This window comes from Cellulomonas telluris, from assembly GCF_004886325.1.
Taxonomy (GTDB): domain Bacteria; phylum Actinomycetota; class Actinomycetes; order Actinomycetales; family Cellulomonadaceae; genus Cellulomonas; species Cellulomonas telluris.
The window spans coordinates 457,252-473,162 of record NZ_QXFN01000002.1; the positions used below are offsets into that span (position 1 = coordinate 457,252).

Genomic DNA, 15,911 nt, shown 5'->3' on the forward strand with positions numbered 1-15,911 from the left:
GCGGTCAGGCCCCGTCGGCGGGGATCGGCGTCGCGCCGCCGGTCACGGCGATCCCGCCCTCCTCCGGCACGTCGACGACGAGCACGCTCGGCCGCCCGACGTGCCGGCCCTGGAGGACGCGCACGCGCGCCGGCGGTGCGACGAGCCCGAGCGCGCGCAGGTACGCGCCCGTCGCGGCCGCCGCCGACCCGGTCGCCGGGTCCTCGGTGACGCTGCCCACCGGGAACAGGTTCCGCGCCTCGTACTCGTCGCCGCCGCGCCGGTGCAGCACGGTGACCGTGCCCGCCCAGCCCTCCCGGTCCATGAGCGCGCGCACCGCGGCGGGGTCGAAGCCGAACGCGTCGAACGTCGCGGCGTCCCGCAGCACCACGACGGGGTGCACGTTGCCCGCGTAGGCGGCGCGCGGCGGGTGGGTCGGGTCCAGGTGGTCGCCGGTCAGCCCCAGGAGGTCGAGGAGCTCGTCCAGCACGTCCGGGGCGAGGTCGTCCACGCGCGGCTCGACGCTGCGGAACGTCGCCGTGAGCGCCCCGTCCACGTCCCGCGTCGTGAGGTGCACGGGGCCGACCGCGGTGCGCAGCACCAGGTCGCCCGGGCCCCGCCGGGCCGCGAGGGCCACGGCCGTCGCGACGGTCGCGTGGCCGCAGAACGGCACCTCCGCGACGGGGGAGAAGTACCGCACGGTCAGCGTGGCCGGGTCGGTGACGAACGCCGTCTCCGAGTACCCGACCTCCGCGGCCACGGCGCGCATGCGCCCGTCGGACCAGCCGCGCGCGTCGAGCACGACGCCCGCGGGGTTGCCGCCGCCGGGCTCCGCGGCGAACGCCGCCCACCGCTGCACGTCGTCCGTGGTCATGACGGCACCCTACGGACGGGCGGCGCCGACGTGCCCCGCGGGCCCCGATCAGCCGAGGGAGCCGCCCTCGAGGACGGACGCGTCGCCCGCGTACGGTCGCAGCGTGGCGGGTGCCGGGAAGGGCAGCGTCCACGTGCGCAGCTCCGCCGTGACGTCGCCGAAGTCGTCGCGCTTGACCACGACCCGCTCGGGGCTGACCTCGACGAGGCGGACGCGGGTCGTCCGGCCGTCCTCGAGCTCGAGCTCCCACAGGTCGGCGAGCCAGTGCAGCCCCCGCTCCTCGAGCGCGGCCTCGGCGACGTCCCAGTCGACGGCGCCGGTCACCGGCCGGCCCAGGCGGTCGATCGCGACGAAGCCGTCGCCCTCGGGGCGCAGCCAGCCGACGAGCTCGCGGTCGCCGGCGCGACGGTGGTCGATCCAGTCCTCGGGGCGCATGCGGCCGAGGGTAGGCAGCGCGGTCGGCGTGCGGCACGCTCTTTGCCGACGGGTGCCGGGGGGTGCCGGCGCAGCGCCCGCGTCGTGGGACGGCGCGTCCCACCCGCGCGATCAGGTCGGACGTCCAGTCATGGGACGACGGGCGGGGGTGCTGGCACCTCCGCGGATGTCGCACCTGGCCCGAATGCCCGGTCTGTCTGCGGGGTCGTGACTCACAGTGCTCCCGGTCCCCCTTCCGTGTCGCCGGTCGCGTGCCTATCGTGAGAGCCGTGCACCCTGTCAGTGAGAGGCTCCGTGACGCGCGCGAGCGGTCCGGGCTGAGCCAGGCCGACCTCGCGCGGGCCGCCATGATGCACCCCAGCTACGTGTCGCACCTCGAGCGCGGCATCCGGGGGCCCGGTCCGGCTGCGCTCGAGCGGCTCGCCGCCGCGCTCGGCATCACCGTGACCTACCTCGAGCAGGGGGAGCGGTCGCCGGCGTACCAGGCGTCGGAGGGTGCGGTCGTCCGTGCACGCCAGCTGGTGCGCTCGGGGCGTCCCGCCGCGGCCGCCGCCGAGCTGGCCGCCGTGGACCTCGACGCGCTCGACGTCGACCAGGCCGGTCGCGTGCTGCTCGCGCACGCCGAGGCGCTCGACCGCGCCGGCGAGCTGGAGGAGGCCTGCCGGCTGCTCGCGGACGCGGCGCGGCGCTTCACCGAGGGGCACCGGCCGCTGCGCGCCGCGCACGCGGCCGCGCGTCTCGTCATGGCGCTCACCGAGGCCGGCGACGTGGTGGAGGCGGTGCGCGCGGGTGAGCACCACCTCGCGGCGCTCGCGGCGGCGGCGGGCGGCAGCGACCAGCTCCTGCGCCTGGAGTCGACGCTGGTCTGGGCCTACGTCGCGCGCGGCGACATCACCTACGCGCTCGTGCGGGGCAAGGACCTGCTCGCCCGTGCCCTGCGCGAGGGGTCGGCGCGGGCCGTGTCGGGCGTGCACTGGAACCTCGCGTTCGTCGAGGACGCGCACGGCAACGGCGAGGCGGCCCTCGCGCACCTGCGGTCGGCGCTGGCGGTGGTCGGCGGCGAGGAGGCCGACAACGACGTGCCGCTGCTGCGCCTCGACCTCGCGCAGCTGCTGATCGAGGTGACGCCCCCGCGGCCGAAGGAGGCGCTGGCCGAGCTCGACGCCGCGCGTCTCGCGCTGGAGATCAGCGAGTCGCAGGTCGACCTCGCACGTGCCGCGACCGTGCGGTCGCGGGCCCAGCTGCTCCTCGGGCAGCCGCGCTCCGCGCTGACGTCCGGGCTCAAGGCCGTCGAGCTCATCGGCCCGCGTCGGCGCCGTGACGGCGCCGCCGCCCACGAGGCGCTCGGTGACGCGCTCCTCGCGCTGGGCGAGCGTGCCGCGGCGCTCAAGGCGTACCGCGAGGCGGCGTCCCGGCTGGAGACCATGCCGGCCGGACGGCCCGCCGCCGCCGCGTGGCGGCGCCTGGCCGACCGCCTGCGCGCCGCCGGCGACAGCACGGAGGCGGTCGTGGAGACCTACGGCCGCGCGCTGGCCGTGCTGGGTGTGCGCACGACGCTGCGGCGGCCCTCCGCGCACTGACCGGGGGAGGTCCGACGGACGGCGGTCCCGGCTGACGGTCGCGCACGACGGTCTGCGACACGCCCGGGTGACGGCTTTTCACGGCGTGTCTACCCCGATGTTCGGGGAGTCATTGCCTTCACGACACGGGGCCGGGAACATCGGCGCTGTGCCGGACGGGCCGGCACGTTGACCGGAGGTGTCCCACCATGAAGAAGAAGATCATCGTCGCCGCCGTCGTCGCGCTCACGACCGTCACGGGCATCACGGGCGCCGCGATCGTGCAGGCCGACCCCGCGTCCGCGTCGCCCTGCTGCAAGTACTGACGGTCCTCGCCCGCCGCGCCCGGGCGTCGCCCGCACCTCTCCCGGCCGGAGCACCGGCCGGGTCGGGGCGTCGCCGGCCCCCGCCGGGCGCGGCCGGGGATCACCCGTGCGGATCGGCCGCCCCCCGGGCCGCCTCCTCGATCCGCGCCCGGTACGCGGCCCACTCCTCGGAGGAGCGGCCCGGCAGGTTCGGGTCACCCACGCGCTGACCGGCCAGCCCGTCCAGCCCCTCGCGCAGCACGTCCGCGTGGCCGGCGTGCCGCGCCACCTCGGCGAGCAGGTGCACGAGCACCTGGTGCAGCGTCACGTCCTGGTCGCCCGGGCCCCACCAGGGCACGACGCCGGCCGCGTCGAGCGGCAGCGCGGCGACCGTCGCGTCGGCGTGCTCCGCCGAGTGCGCCCACAGGTCCAGGACGTCGGCACGCGTCTCACCCGGGCCCACCCACAGGTCGGCGTCCGGCTCGGCGCCGGGCGCGTCCCAGGGCAGCGGCTCGCGCGGGCTCGGGCGGCCGAACACCGCGCCCAGGTACCCGAGCTGCACCGACGCCACGTGCTTGACCAGGCCGAGCAGATTCGTGCCGGTCGGCGTCAGCGGACGCCGCACGTCGTGGTCGCCCAGGCCGTCGAGCTTGCCCACCAGGTCCTCGCGGCTGCGTCGCAGGTACCGGTGCAGCGTCTCCTTGTCGTCCACGGCACCGAGTCTGCTCCCGACCACCGACGGGCGCCCCGGCGTGTGCACGTGGCACCGCGGTGGTAAGCAGACAGGGGTCGAGGGCAGGCACGGGTGCGCGGGGCGTGACCCGACGGGACGACCGGCAGGGGGTGGCATGGGGAAGGACGAGGACGCACAGGTCTCCGGCCCGGAGGCCGCCGTCGACTACCGGGCCGTGTTCGCCTCGCTCAGCTCCCCGAAGCTCGTCCTGTCGCCCGACCTCGTCGTCCTCGACGCGAACGACGCCTTCCTCGCGTCCGTGCGGCGGCCCGCGTCCGCCGTCCTGGGACGCCACGTGCTCGAGGCGTTCCCGGCGCGCCCCGACCGCGAGGAGGGCAGCGCCGCGGAGATCGAGTCGCTGCAGCGCGTGGCACGCACCGGGCGTCTCGAGGTCCTGGGTCCCCACCGCTACGACGTCCTCGAGCACGGGGGCGGCGACCGGTGGGAGGAGCGCTGGTGGATCGTCACGAACGTCCCCGTGCTGGACTCCGCCGGCCACGTGACGCACCTGGTGCAGCGCGCCGAGGACGTCACCGACATCGTCGCCGTCGCCCAGGGGCCGGCCCCCTGCCCGGCGGTGCCGGTCGTCGAGGAGGTGCCGGCGGTCGTCGAGCACGCCATGGCGGTGAGCTCGTCGCTCGAGCGGTTCGGCGCGGCCTTCGAGCGTGAGCGCGCCGCCGCCATCGAGCTGCAGGACTCGCTCCTCACCCCGCCGCCGCAGGTGCCGGGCCTGACCATCGGCGTGCGCTACCGCCCCGCGGCCCGCGAGGTCCGGGTGGGGGGCGACTGGTACGACGCCTTCCGCACGCCGGACGGTGCCACCGTGGTCGTCGTCGGTGACGTCACGGGGCACGACATCAGCGCGGCCGCGCACATGGGACAGCTGCGGGGGACGCTGCGCGCGGTCGCCTACGCGCAGGACGCGGGCCCGGGCCCCGCGCTCGACCTCGCCGACCGCACGGCGCTCGGCCTGCACCTCGACGCGACGGGCACCGTCCTGGTCGCCCGCCTCGGCGAGCCCGACGGCACGGGCGCCCGCGCCGTGACGTGGTCCTCCGCGGGGCACCCGCCCCCGCTCCTGCGCCGGGCGGACGGCACGACGGCCCTGCTCGAGGGGCGCACCGGCGCGCTGCTCGGCTTCGGGTTCGGCGCACCGCGCCCGGAGCACACGACGACGCTGCATCCCGGCGACGTGCTGCTGCTCTACACCGACGGTCTCGTCGAGCGGCGCGGCGTCCGGCTGCGCGAGAGCCTGACGGCGCTCGCGGCGACGGTCGCGCAGCTGCCGGCCGGCGGCGCCGACGAGCTGCTCGACGGCGTGCTGTCGGCGCTCGTGCCGCACGGCGCCGACGACGACGTCGCGATCCTCGCCGTGTGCGTGCAGGACCCGGCGGGCCGCTGAGGCGGCGCCGGTGGGGCAGGCGCGGCGGGCGGGGAGCCCCGCTGCGCGGGCCGGTGCGCCGGGTCAGGTGCCGAGCGTGCCCCGCACCACCGAGTCGCCCGAGTGCGCCGGGTCGCCGTCGAGCGGCTCGGCGGACACGTCCACCACGGGGAACTCGTCGACGTCGAGGTCGTCGGGCAGCGGGAACCGGCCCGAGGTGCCCGTCAGCGGGCCGAGGCTGACCAGCCCGGACACGTCCGGCCGCAGCAGCCACACCTCGCGGTACCCGTCCGTGCGGGCCTCGGCCTCCTCGACGTCGACGACGAGCACGCGCGTGCCGTCCGCGGTCGTCTCCAGCGCGGCGGAACCCTCCGCGTCCCAGCCCGGCAGCGCGTCCAGCGTCGCGCGCGCGACGACGGTCGCGTCCGGCGTGCGCCCGGTGACCCACCAGGTGCCCAGGCCGCCGACGAGCAGACCGGCCGCGGCGGCGCCCGCCACCCACGCCCAGCGGCGGCGCGGCCGCAGCGGGACGACGGGGGCGACACGGGCGTCGGTGGAGACAGTGGCGTCGGGCCGGGCGGCGGCCGGCGCGGTGGGCGCGGCGTCCGCGGGGCCGTCGGCGAGGGCGACCGGGGCCGGGTCGAGCCCGAGCTCGTCCGCCACCCGATCCCACACGTGCGCCGCCGGTGCCACGAGAGGGCCGTCGGCCTGCGCGGCGCGCGCCACCGCGACCAGCTCGCGCAGGTGGGTCAGCTCGTGCGCGCAGCGGTCGCACGAGGCGACGTGGGCGCGCTCGTCGGCGGAGCCGGCCTCCTCGCCCAGGGCGAGGAGGGCCAGCACGTCGTCGTCCACGTGCGCGTCACTCGGCGGTACCGACACCCTCCACCTCCCATCGGGTCCGCAGCCGGGCGAGGCTGCGCCGGACGTGACTCTTCACGGTGCCCAGCGGCAGGTCCAGGCGCCGCGCGATCTGCTCGTGGGTGAGGTCGTCGTAGAACGCGAGGCGCAGGATGGTGCGCTGCGGGTCGCCGAGGCGGTCGAGCTCGTCGCGCACGACCACCCGGTCGACGACGCGCTCGTCGTGACCGGGTGCGGCGGTCGCGCCCGCGGCCACCGCCGACGTCTCCGCGGCCACCTCGAGCCGGCCGTCGCGCGCGCGCCGCGCGTGCGCGTCCGCCACCGCGTGCTTCGTGATGCCGAGCAGCCAGGCGGGGAGCCGCGAGCGGGACGGGTCGAACCGGTGCCGGCTGCGCCACGCGTCGACGAACACCTGCTGCGTGACGTCCTCCGCCTCCGCGACCGTGCCGAGCGAGCGGAGCGCCACGGTGTGGACGAGGGTGGCCCAGCGGCGGTACGCCTCACGGACGGCGGTCTCGTCGCCCGCGGCGAAGGCCTGCCCGAGGGCTGCGACCCCGTCGTCGTCGACCGCGTCCGGGCCGGCCGGCTGCGCCGACCGACCGGACGGGGGTGGGACCACCACCACGGACGACTCCTCACCCGCCGCCCGGTCCCGCACGCGCTGCAGCACGGTCAGCCGCCCAGGGGCAGGGCGGTCACGACGACGTTGTCCGCATAGTGTCCGACCTCCCGGTCGAACGCACCTCCGCAGGTCACGAGGACCAGCCGGGGAGCGCCTGCGCGGTCGAACCACTCCCCGACGGGCGCGGTGTCCTTGGGGACGCGGACGACGTCCCGCACGCGGTACTCGTGGGTGGTGCCGTCGGCGGTGGTGACGACGACGGCGGCGCCCGGCGCGAGGTCCCGCAGCCGGGCGAAGGGCCCGACGCCGGTGGTCCGCGAGTCGACGTGGGCGGCGATCAGGGTGGAGCCGGCCGGTGCGGCCGGTGCCGGCCCGAACTCGTACCAGGCGGCGACGTCCGCACCGTCGGGCAGCTCCATGTCGCCGGCGGGGGCGACACCGGCGGGTTCGACCGGCATGTCGACGGCCAGGTCGGGCACCTGCACGCGGACCGGCGGGAGGACCGGGGCGGCGGTGCGGGCGCCGAGCGAGGCGTCCTGGACGGGGACGTCGACCACCGCGCCGGTCGAGGACGGAGCCGGGGCGGCTGCCGTCGCCGGCGCGGCTGCCGTCCCGGGAGCGGTGGCGGCGTCGGTCGGCGTGGGGACCTGCGGCGCGTCGCTGCTGCACGCCGTCAGGCCGACGAGGACCGCGGCGACCGCCACCGCGCGGGCCGCGGCACGGGGTGCTCCCGGGCGCGGGCCGGCCGGCCGCCGGGGACCGGCCGCGGCCCGGGGACGGGCGGCTCGTGCCGCCGTCCCGCCCCGGGCCGCGGTGCCCTGCGCCCGGGACCGCCCGGTCAGCGGTCGCCCTTCGCGCTCGCGACGGCGGTGCGGCGCGTCAGCGCGAGAGCACCGGCGCCGAGCAGCGCGAGCGCACCGGCGCCGAGCAGCGCGAGCGCACCGGCGGCGAGCAGCCACGGCTGCGTGGCGTCGTCCGCGACGAGACCGGCCTGGCCGGCCTGGACGCCGGACGGGGAGCTGTGCAGGCCCTCGACGACCTGCGTCGCGAGCGCGAGCGTCGCCGGCTGAGCGGTCGCGCTGCCCCAGGCGTAGACGATCGTGTGGGCGCCCTCGGCGACCGTGACGTCGGCGGGGCCGAGCAGCGCCGGCTCGGTCGTCCCGGTGGCGACGACGCTGGCGGAGACGGTCCCGGCGGGCAGGTCGAGCGTCTGCTCGGCAGGGTTCGTCAGGTTCGACACGACGGCCTGGCCGCCGGCGAGGACGTCGACGCCGGGCGCGGCGGCGACGTGCCGGACGGTGAGCCGGCCCTGGCCCGCGGCGGTGGGCGTCGTGTCGTTGGTGAACAGCGTGGCCGTCGGGTTGCCGGACGCGTCGAGGTGCGCGACGGCCGTGTAGTTGCCGCCGGCCTCGAGCGCCAGGTCGACGGGGCCGACCGCGGTCGCGCTCGCGTCGGCGGCGTCAGCGGCGGTGATGGCGACCGTGTACGTGCCGGCGGGCAGGTCGAGCGGACCGGCGAGGGTGCTCGGGGCGAAGTCGTCGAGCGTGCGCTCGCCGTTCACCCACACGTCGACGGTGAGGTCCGGGACGCCGTGCAGCACCGAGAGCTGCGCGCCGTCGGCGCCGGCGGCGTGGGCCGGTACGGCGGCGAGGGTCAGTGCGGCGGCGGCGAACGATCCGGCTGCCACGGCGAGGGGTCGAGCGCGCATGGTGTCCTCCAGGGTCGGCCCGCGGGGTGCGGGCGGTGTCGTGCTGACACCCCTACTTCCGACCGGGGGGACCTCCTGGATGCATGCAGACGCATCGATTTCTCGGGGGTCAGCGACGGCGGCGCCGGAGCACCTCGCGCACGGGCGGCACGACCGTCCCTGCCGCCGCCATGTCGGCGCGCGCTCGCCGCCGGTTGCGCAGCACGCCGACGACCCCGACCACCCACGGCAGGGCCAGCACCGCGAACGCGAGGCGGTACGCGTCCAGGGTGTACGTGACGGCACCGGGCGGGGACGCGAGCTGCAGCACCACGCCCACCGCGAGGATGCCGACGATCGACGAGGTGAAGCCGCCCGTGTTCACGAAGCCGGTCGCGGTCCCCAGCCGGTCCGCGGCCGTGAACGTGCGCGCGAAGTCGATCCCGACCAGGGACACGGGCCCGCCGGCGCCGATCACGACGACGAACACGACCAGCTGCCAGAACGGGCGCGGGGTGTCGGGCACGAGCAGCCACACCCAGGCGACGAGGGTCGTGACGGCGGACGCGAGCACCGACCAGCTGCGGCGCAGCGGGTGCCGTGCGGTCCACCGGCCCACGAGCGGCCCCGCGACCATCGCCGAGACGGTGAGCGCGCTCAGCAGCGCGCTCGCCTCCGCGGGGGAGCGGCCCTGCGCGGTGACGAAGAACGGGACGCCCCACAGCAGTGCGACGACGTTGGCGCTGAACGGCGTGACGAAGTGCGACCAGAAGCCGAGCCGGGTACCCGCCGGGCGTGCGGCGTCCCGGACGGCGTGCACGAAGCGCGTCCGCACGGCCCGGGCGACCACGGTGGCGTGCGTCGGCGCCGGCGAGCGCACCCCCGCCCACGCGAGCACCGCGACGACCGCACCCGCCGCCGCGAGCGCCCCGAACGTCGCGCCCCAGCCGGTCGTGTGCAGGACGAACGCGACGGCGACGGCGGACACGATCTGGCCGGCCTGCCCGATCATCCCGGTGATCTGCACGAGGACCGGCACGCGCCGCGGCGGGAACCACTCGGCGACCAGGCGGCAGGCGCTGATGAAGATCCCCGCGTCCCCGGCGCCGACGAGCACGCGGGCGACGATGGCGGTCGGCACGTCGTCCGCCCAGGCCAGCAGCCCCTGGCCGACCGCCATGACCAGCGAGCCGCCGGCGATCAGCGTGCGCGCGCCGAAGCGGTCGAGCAGCTGCCCGGCGGGGATCTGCAGCGCGGCGTACACGCCGAGCTGGACGACGGAGAACGAGGCGAGGCCCGTGGCCGACAGGCCGAACCGCTCGATGGCGTCGACGCCTGCGACGCCGAGGGCGGTGCGGTGCACGACGGCCGCGAGGTAGGCCAGGACCGCCGCCGCCCACACGAGGGCCGCCCCGCGCCTGCCCGTCATCACGTCCGCCCTCCCCGGGCCCGCGGTACGCCGGCCCGGTCCAGGGTAGGCGCACGGGGACGGCGGGACCGTCCCCGGCCACCGCCGGCCCGCTCCTGGACGGTCGCCCGGTTTTCACCCGCACGGACGGCCTGGACGTTTGACCAACGTCCGCGGATGAGCAACACTCGTACTCGACGGTGCGCATCGCCTGCCCCCTGCGCGGTGCGCACCGTCTCTCAATCTCCCGCCACCGGCGGTCACGAGAGCGGGACGGGTCACCCGTCCCGCTCTCGTCGTGTCGGGGCCGTGTCGGGGCAGGTCAGAGGGCGTTCGGGGGTCGTCCTCGGGGCCGTCGGGTCGTCGCGGGGCCGATGATCACGCGGCACATCGCCTCCGCGCCGCTCGGCGTGGCCGCCCGGGGGATCGCCGTCGCCCGGTCTACCGTTCCAGGGTGACCGTCCCCGCCCGCACCCCCGCCCAGGGACCGACCCCGGCCGGTCCGCCCGAGCCGGCCGCCCCGGCCGGCGCCCCGGGTCAGGACCCCGCGACCGCCGACGCCGAGCGCCCCGACGCGGCGCCGGTGGCCCTCGTCGAGCCGCCGTCGCCCGCCGAGGTGCTCGAGGGCGCCGTCGCCACCTGGCGCGGCGCGCTCGTGGAGGCCGCGGGCGCGTCGACGCTCGCGGACGTCGACCAGCTCGGCGAGGCCGCGCTCGACCTGTCCGCGGCGCACCCGTCGGGCATGGCACAGCTCTTCGCCGGCCGGGCGACCCGCCTGTCGAACCTCGTGCGCGAGGCCGGTGCGCTGTCCGCCGCCCGCCGGCGTGCCCGCGCCGTCAGCGCCCGGGCCGCGACCTACACGCAGCGGTACGGCATCGCGCCGACGTCGCTCGCGATCGGCGTCGCGACGTGGACGGACCGGTCCTCGGCGGACCTCGCCTCCGACGACGTCGGTGCGCTGGCGCACGTCACGCGGCGCAACCCCGAGGCACGGGCCGGGCGTGCCGACAGCGCAGGCGAGGCGGTGCGCACCGTGCGCGCCCCCGTGCTGCTGCGGCCGGTCACGCTGCACGCGCGCGGCTCGGGGGAGGGCGACTACGAGCTCGCGCTCGAGCCGTCCCTCGACGTCAACCCGGTCCTGGCGCGTGCGCTGCGCCGGCACGGCGCGCTGCTCGACCCGGCGGCGGTCGCCCGGGGCACGTTCACCGCCGCCGGCTTCGACCCGCGCGGTGCCCTGCAGCGGCTGGCGTCGCTCGGCGAGGCCGTCCTCGAGGACTTCTCCCTGGTCGACAAGGTCGTGGTCGGCACGTTCGTCCACCCCGGGCAGGTGCTCGTGGACGACCTCGACCAGCTCGCCGGCACGCTCGACCGGCACGAGGTCGTCCGCGCCCTGGCCGGCCTCGACGACGCGCGGGACGCGCTCGCCGTCACCCTGCCCGAGCCCGTGCGCGGCGACCGCGACCCGGCGGTCGAGCGCGGCGTCGGCGACCTGGACCCCGCGCAGCAGCACGTCCTCGACGTCGTCGCCTCGGGCGTGCACGTGTTCGTCGACGCCCCGACGGGCGCCGACGTCACCGGCACGCTCGCGGCGCTCGTCGCCGACGCCGCGGCCGAGGGCCGGACGGTGCTCTACGTCCCCGGCCACCGCCGTGCCGCGACCGCGCTCGTCGCCCGGCTCGAGGACCTCGGCCTCGGGGAGCTCGTGCTCGACGTCGAGCCGCACGCCGGGTGGCGCACCGCCGTGGGCCGCCGCCTGCTCGGCGCGATGACGACCGAGCCGCCCACCGTCGACACGACCGCCGTGCAGACGCTGCGGACGCGGCTGCTCGAGCACCGCGAGCGCCTGCGCGCCTACGTCGACGCGCTGCACGCCCCGCGCGAGCCGTGGGCCGTGTCCGCCTACGACGCCCTGCAGGAGCTCGCGCGCCTGACGTCCGCGCGCCCGACGCCGCGCACGACCGTCCGCCTCGCGCCGGACGTCGCCCGCGCCCTCGACGCCGAGCGGCGGCCCCGCCTCGCGCGGGACCTCGTGCGCGCCGGCGAGCTCGGCGCGTTCACGCTGCGTCCCCAGGACACGCCCTGGTTCGGCGCGGACCTGCGCACGTCCGCCGACGCGCAGGTCGTGCGGCGCCGGCTCGACCGCCTGCTGGACGTGTCACTGCCGGTCCTCGTCGACCGGGTCGCCCAGGTCGCGGCCGAGACGGGCCTGACGCCCGCGACGACCCTCGACGGCTGGAGCGAGCAGCTGCGCATGCTCGACGGCGTGCGCGCGTCCCTCGACGTGTTCCAGCCGCTGGTCTTCGAGCGCACCGCGGCGGACCTCGTCGCGGCGACGGCGACGAAGGAGTGGCGCGAGCAGCACGACGTGCCCATGGGCTTCTGGCTGCGCCGGCGGCTGCGCAAGCAGGCGAAGGACATGCTGCGCCCGGGGCGTCCGGTCGCGGACCTGCACGCCGCGCTGCTCGAGGTGCAGGCACGCCGCGAGGTGTGGCAGGCGCACTGCCCGGCCGGCGGGTGGCCGCGCCTGCCCGACGCGCTCGAGGTCATCGAGGACGAGCACCGCGCCGTGCGCGAGGACGTCGAGGCGCTCGCGGCCGTGCTCGCGGGCACGCCCGGCGGTGGCGCGCTCGCGTCCACCCCGTTCACCGAGCTGCGGGAGCGCCTCGGCCGGCTGCGGGACACCGCGGACGCGCTGGACACCCTGCCGGAGCGCACGCAGCTGCTGCACGCGCTGCGTGCGGCCGGGCTCGGCGCGCTCGTCGACGACCTCACCGAGCGCCGTGCCGACCCCGCGCTGGCGCCCGCCGAGCTGGACCTGGCCTGGTGGAGCACCGTGTTCGAGCAGGTGCTCGCCGCCGACCCGGCGCTCGCCGGGTACGACGGCACCGCCCTCGGAGCCCTGTCCGCGACGTACGCCGACCTCGACCGCGCGCACGTGGCCAGCCGGACGGCGCCGGTGCTCGCGTCCGCGCTCGCCCGCGTCGCGGCCGCCCTGCGCCAGCACCGGGACCAGGCCGAGGGCCTGTTCGCCGAGCTCGTCGAGGAGCGGCTCACGTCCGTGCGCGAGACGGTGGCGCGCTACCCCGACGTCGCGCGCCGGCTGCGTCCGGTCGTCGTCGCCGGTCCGATGCTCGTCTCGCAGGTCCTGCCGGCGTCGCGCACCGTGGACCTCGTGGTCGTCGACGCCGCGGCCCACCTGCCCGTCGAGGCCGCGCTCCCGGCGATCGCGCGCGGCCGGCAGGTCGTCGTCGTCGGCGACGCGCGCTGCGCCTCGGGCTCGGCGGTCCGCGAGCTGGCCGACGTCCTGCCGTCCGTCGCCCTGCACGCGGACGCGTCCCGCCGCGACCCGTACCTCACGGCGTTCCTCGCCGGGCACGGGTACGCCGACGTCCTGGTCCCGACGCCGCTGCCCACCTCGCAGCCGCTCGTGCACCTCGACGTCGTGGACGGCACGGGCATGCCCGACCCGACCAGCGGCACGGTCGACTCGACGCGCGCCGAGGTGGACCGGGTCCTCGAGCTCGTCGTCGAGCACGTGCTGCGGCACCCGGACGAGTCGCTCGCCGTCGTCACGGTCACGCCCCGCCACGCGGACGCGGTGCGCGAGGTCGTGCTCGCCGAGGTGCGGGACAACCCGGCGCTGGCGTCGTTCTTCGACGCGGGCCGGCCCGAGCCGTTCGTCGTCGTCGACGTCGCGAACGTCGCCGGCCTGCGCCGCGAGGCGGTGATCCTGTCGCTCGGCCTCGGGCGCACGCCGCACCGGCGGGTGCTGCACTCGTTCGGCCCGGTGAGCCGCACCGGCGGCGACGCCCTCCTGCTCGACGCCCTCGGCTCGACCCGGCACCGGCTGACGGTGGTCTCGTGCTTCGGCGTGGACGACCTCGACCCGGAGCGGCTGCGCGGCGCGGGGCCCCAGCTGCTGGCCGACCTGCTGCGGTTCGCCGCCGAGCGCGGCGCCGCCGACGGCACCGGAGCCGACCCGCAGCGCGAGCGCCCGACCGGCGGGTCCGACCCGGACCGGCTCGTGCTCGACCTCGCCGAGCGGCTGTGGCAGCACGGGCTCCTGGTGGACGTCGACCACGGCGTGCCCGGCGGCGCGCGGATCCCGCTCGTCGTCGGCCACCCGGACCTGCCCGACGAGATGCTCGTCGCGGTCCTCACCGACGACGACGACTACGTGCGCGAGCCCAGCGTGCGGGTGCGCGACCGCCTCGTGGCGGACCGGCTCGCCCGGCTCGGGTGGTCTGTGGTGCGCGTGTGGTCGGCCGCCGCGTTCCTCGACCCGCAGGCCGAGGTCGACCGGATCCGGCGGGCCGTGCACGCGCGGCTCGTCCAGCGGCGGCCCGAGGCCGCCACGCCGCCGTCCCGTCCGGTGCCGGTGGTCGTCCCGGACGCGCCCGAGGAGGACGACGTCGAGGCGCCCGTGCGTCCGTACGTCACCGCTCGTCCCGCGACCGGCGCGACGCCGGCGGTGCGTCCCGCGACGGGTGCGGTGCCGGTGGTGCGTCCCGCGACGGGTGCGGTGCCGGTGGTGCGTCCCGCGACGGGTGCGACGCCGGTGGTGCGTCCCGCGACGGGTGCGACCGCGGCCGTGCGGCCCGTCACCGGCGCGACGCCGGTCGTGCGGACGCCCACGGGCGTCCAGCCGGCCGTCGCGCCCCGCGCGGAGGCCGCACGGACGGCGACGGGGGCGACGCCCCGCGTGGCGCCCGCGGTGCCGCCCACCGAGGGCCCGGTGACGACGACCGGCGAGCAGCTCGTGCTCGCGGTGCGCACGCAGCCGCGTCCCGACGTGCGGCCCGGCCTGCCGATCGGCGCGTACAGCGACGACCAGCTCGACGACCTGGTCCGCTGGCTCCGCTCCGACGGTCAGGAGCGGACGCGGGACGCGCTGGCCGACGCGCTCCGCGCGGAGCTCGGCATCACCCGGCGCAGCCACCGCGTCGACACCGTCGTGCGGGCGGCCGTCGCGCGCGCGTTCGCCTGAGGGCGGGTCCGCGCGCGACGATCACGGGATGAGCACCGAGGGGGAGCCGACCGCGCGAGCGCGGCGGCCGAGGCGTGCCGTGCGGCCGTCGGGCACGGTGGGCACCGACGAGTCCGTGCTCCGCTCGGCGTTCCCCGCGGCGCCGAAGTCGGGCGACGCCGCCCGGCCCGGCCCGGCGACCGGAACGCAGGACGAGGCCTCGCCGGCGTCGTCCACGAGCGGTGCACCGCGGCCGGCCCCGGCCGGTACCGAGCCGCCGGACCCGTGGAGCGCGACCCGGTCCGCCGACGACAGCGACCGCGGCTGGGGCCGGGAGGAGCCGTCGTCCGACGACGAGCGCCTGCGGCGGGAGCGCCCGCCGCACTGGTGACGGGCGGGCAGGCCGGCGTCAGGCCGGGCCGCTGCCGGGCGGGAAGCGCGGCGGCATGCCGGGACCGGTGCCGCCGTCGGGAAGCGGGCCGGAGGGCGCCCCGGGCTCACCCGGTGCGGCCGGTCCGCCCCCACCACCGGTGCCCGCCGTGCCGGGCGTCGCGTCGTTCGCCACCGCGGGCGTGAGGCGCTGCGCGAGCAGGTCGCGGATCTCCTGCAGCAGCAGGACGTCCTCGCTCGGCGCCTGCGGCTCCTCCTCCTGCCCGCGCTTGCGCCGGGCGGCGAGCGCGTTGAGGGGCAGGACGATGAGGAAGTAGATCGCCGCCGCCGTGAGCAGGAACTGCAGGAGCGCCTCGAGGATCACCCCGACCTGGATCGGTTCCGCACCGCGGCGCCAGGAGTAGGGGCCGACGTCCCACACGTTCGCGAGGTTCGGCTTGCCGAAGATCCACCCGATGAGCGGGCTGATGAGTGCCGCCTGGAGTGCGCCGACGACCGAGGTGAACGCGGCGCCGACGACCACGCCGACCGCCAGCTCGACCGCGTTGCCGCGCGAGACGAAGTCCTTGAAGCCCTGGAGGACCTTCGCCATGCCCTTCACCTGGCTGCTGCTGCCCACCGTGCGCAGCCGCTCCCCGGCGCCGCGCAGCCCGTCCCGCATGTTCTCCGTCATCCGTGCCCCCGCTCGTCCACGCGCTGGTGCTCCCGACGCCG

At 77.7% G+C, this 15,911-nt stretch carries 13 protein-coding genes; 4 read left to right on the forward strand and 9 right to left on the reverse strand.

Annotated elements, in window-relative coordinates:
• Positions 1 to 4: 4 nt before the first annotated feature.
• Both FB586_RS07365 and FB586_RS07370 read right to left on the reverse strand, forming a co-directional pair.
• The gene (locus FB586_RS07365) at positions 5 to 853 is read right to left on the reverse strand and encodes a PhzF family phenazine biosynthesis protein (RefSeq protein ID WP_136518661.1); all 849 of its coding nucleotides are present in this window, start codon (positions 851 to 853) and stop codon (positions 5 to 7) included.
• A 48-nt stretch (positions 854 to 901) separates the two neighbouring features.
• Positions 902 to 1,288 carry a hypothetical protein gene (locus tag FB586_RS07370; RefSeq protein WP_136518662.1) on the reverse strand — a complete coding sequence of 129 codons (387 nt, stop codon included), beginning with the start codon at positions 1,286 to 1,288 and terminating at the stop codon, positions 902 to 904.
• 269 nt (positions 1,289 to 1,557) lie between these two features.
• Here FB586_RS07370 and FB586_RS07375 point away from each other — a divergent pair, with 269 nt between their 5' ends.
• Entirely contained in the window at positions 1,558 to 2,868 is a 1,311-nt protein-coding gene (locus FB586_RS07375; protein WP_136518663.1) for a helix-turn-helix domain-containing protein, read from the forward strand.
• A 405-nt stretch (positions 2,869 to 3,273) separates the two neighbouring features.
• Here the strand turns inward: FB586_RS07375 and FB586_RS07380 are convergent, their stop codons facing one another.
• Complete coding sequence (locus tag FB586_RS07380) at positions 3,274 to 3,864, reverse strand: DinB family protein (RefSeq protein ID WP_136518664.1); 591 nt, start codon at positions 3,862 to 3,864, stop codon at positions 3,274 to 3,276.
• Positions 3,865 to 4,000: 136 nt separating this feature from the next.
• Between FB586_RS07380 and FB586_RS07385 the strand changes: the two genes are divergently transcribed.
• The gene (locus tag FB586_RS07385; protein WP_136518665.1) at positions 4,001 to 5,287 is read left to right on the forward strand and encodes a SpoIIE family protein phosphatase; all 1,287 of its coding nucleotides are present in this window, start codon (positions 4,001 to 4,003) and stop codon (positions 5,285 to 5,287) included.
• A gap of 63 nt (positions 5,288 to 5,350) precedes the next feature.
• On the opposite strand, the gene FB586_RS07390 is transcribed toward FB586_RS07385, so the two are convergent.
• The 5 genes from FB586_RS07390 to FB586_RS07410 form a co-directional block, all read right to left on the reverse strand.
• Positions 5,351 to 6,118 carry an anti-sigma factor gene (locus FB586_RS07390; RefSeq protein ID WP_246036613.1) on the reverse strand — a complete coding sequence of 256 codons (768 nt, stop codon included), beginning with the start codon at positions 6,116 to 6,118 and terminating at the stop codon, positions 5,351 to 5,353.
• 7 nt (positions 6,119 to 6,125) lie between these two features.
• Positions 6,126 to 6,743, reverse strand: coding sequence for an RNA polymerase sigma factor (locus FB586_RS07395; protein WP_246036654.1), 618 nt, complete (start codon positions 6,741 to 6,743; stop codon positions 6,126 to 6,128).
• A gap of 53 nt (positions 6,744 to 6,796) precedes the next feature.
• Positions 6,797 to 7,450, reverse strand: a complete 654-nt coding sequence (locus FB586_RS07400; protein WP_246036615.1) for a class F sortase — start codon at positions 7,448 to 7,450, stop codon at positions 6,797 to 6,799.
• Between the two features lie 134 nt (positions 7,451 to 7,584).
• The gene (locus tag FB586_RS07405; RefSeq protein ID WP_136518668.1) at positions 7,585 to 8,454 is read right to left on the reverse strand and encodes a DUF4397 domain-containing protein; all 870 of its coding nucleotides are present in this window, start codon (positions 8,452 to 8,454) and stop codon (positions 7,585 to 7,587) included.
• A gap of 109 nt (positions 8,455 to 8,563) precedes the next feature.
• Positions 8,564 to 9,862: an MFS transporter gene (locus tag FB586_RS07410; protein ID WP_136518669.1), complete on the reverse strand. Its 1,299-nt coding sequence runs from the start codon at positions 9,860 to 9,862 to the stop codon at positions 8,564 to 8,566.
• Positions 9,863 to 10,295: 433 nt separating this feature from the next.
• Here FB586_RS07410 and FB586_RS07415 point away from each other — a divergent pair, with 433 nt between their 5' ends.
• Positions 10,296 to 14,828, forward strand: coding sequence for a PDDEXK-like endonuclease domain-containing protein (locus FB586_RS07415; RefSeq protein ID WP_136518670.1), 4,533 nt, complete (start codon positions 10,296 to 10,298; stop codon positions 14,826 to 14,828).
• Positions 14,829 to 14,856: 28 nt separating this feature from the next.
• Positions 14,857 to 15,198 (forward strand): hypothetical protein, encoded by a 342-nt coding sequence (locus FB586_RS07420; RefSeq protein ID WP_136518671.1) that lies wholly within the window; start codon positions 14,857 to 14,859, stop codon positions 15,196 to 15,198.
• 18 nt (positions 15,199 to 15,216) lie between these two features.
• Here FB586_RS07420 and mscL read toward each other — a convergent pair whose 3' ends face one another.
• Complete coding sequence (mscL, locus tag FB586_RS07425) at positions 15,217 to 15,870, reverse strand: large conductance mechanosensitive channel protein MscL (RefSeq protein WP_136518672.1); 654 nt, start codon at positions 15,868 to 15,870, stop codon at positions 15,217 to 15,219.
• Between the last annotated feature and the right edge of the window lie 41 nt (positions 15,871 to 15,911).

Coding starts and splice junctions, on each gene's coding strand:
- FB586_RS07365 (WP_136518661.1), bottom strand. CDS start 853: ATGACCACGGACGACGTGCAGCGGTGGGCGGCGTTCGCCGCGGAGCCC.
- FB586_RS07370 (WP_136518662.1), bottom strand. CDS start 1,288: ATGCGCCCCGAGGACTGGATCGACCACCGTCGCGCCGGCGACCGCGAG.
- FB586_RS07385 (WP_136518665.1), top strand. CDS start 4,001: ATGGGGAAGGACGAGGACGCACAGGTCTCCGGCCCGGAGGCCGCCGTC.
- FB586_RS07405 (WP_136518668.1), bottom strand. CDS start 8,454: ATGCGCGCTCGACCCCTCGCCGTGGCAGCCGGATCGTTCGCCGCCGCC.
- FB586_RS07410 (WP_136518669.1), bottom strand. CDS start 9,862: ATGACGGGCAGGCGCGGGGCGGCCCTCGTGTGGGCGGCGGCGGTCCTG.
- FB586_RS07420 (WP_136518671.1), top strand. CDS start 14,857: ATGAGCACCGAGGGGGAGCCGACCGCGCGAGCGCGGCGGCCGAGGCGT.
- mscL (WP_136518672.1), bottom strand. CDS start 15,870: ATGACGGAGAACATGCGGGACGGGCTGCGCGGCGCCGGGGAGCGGCTG.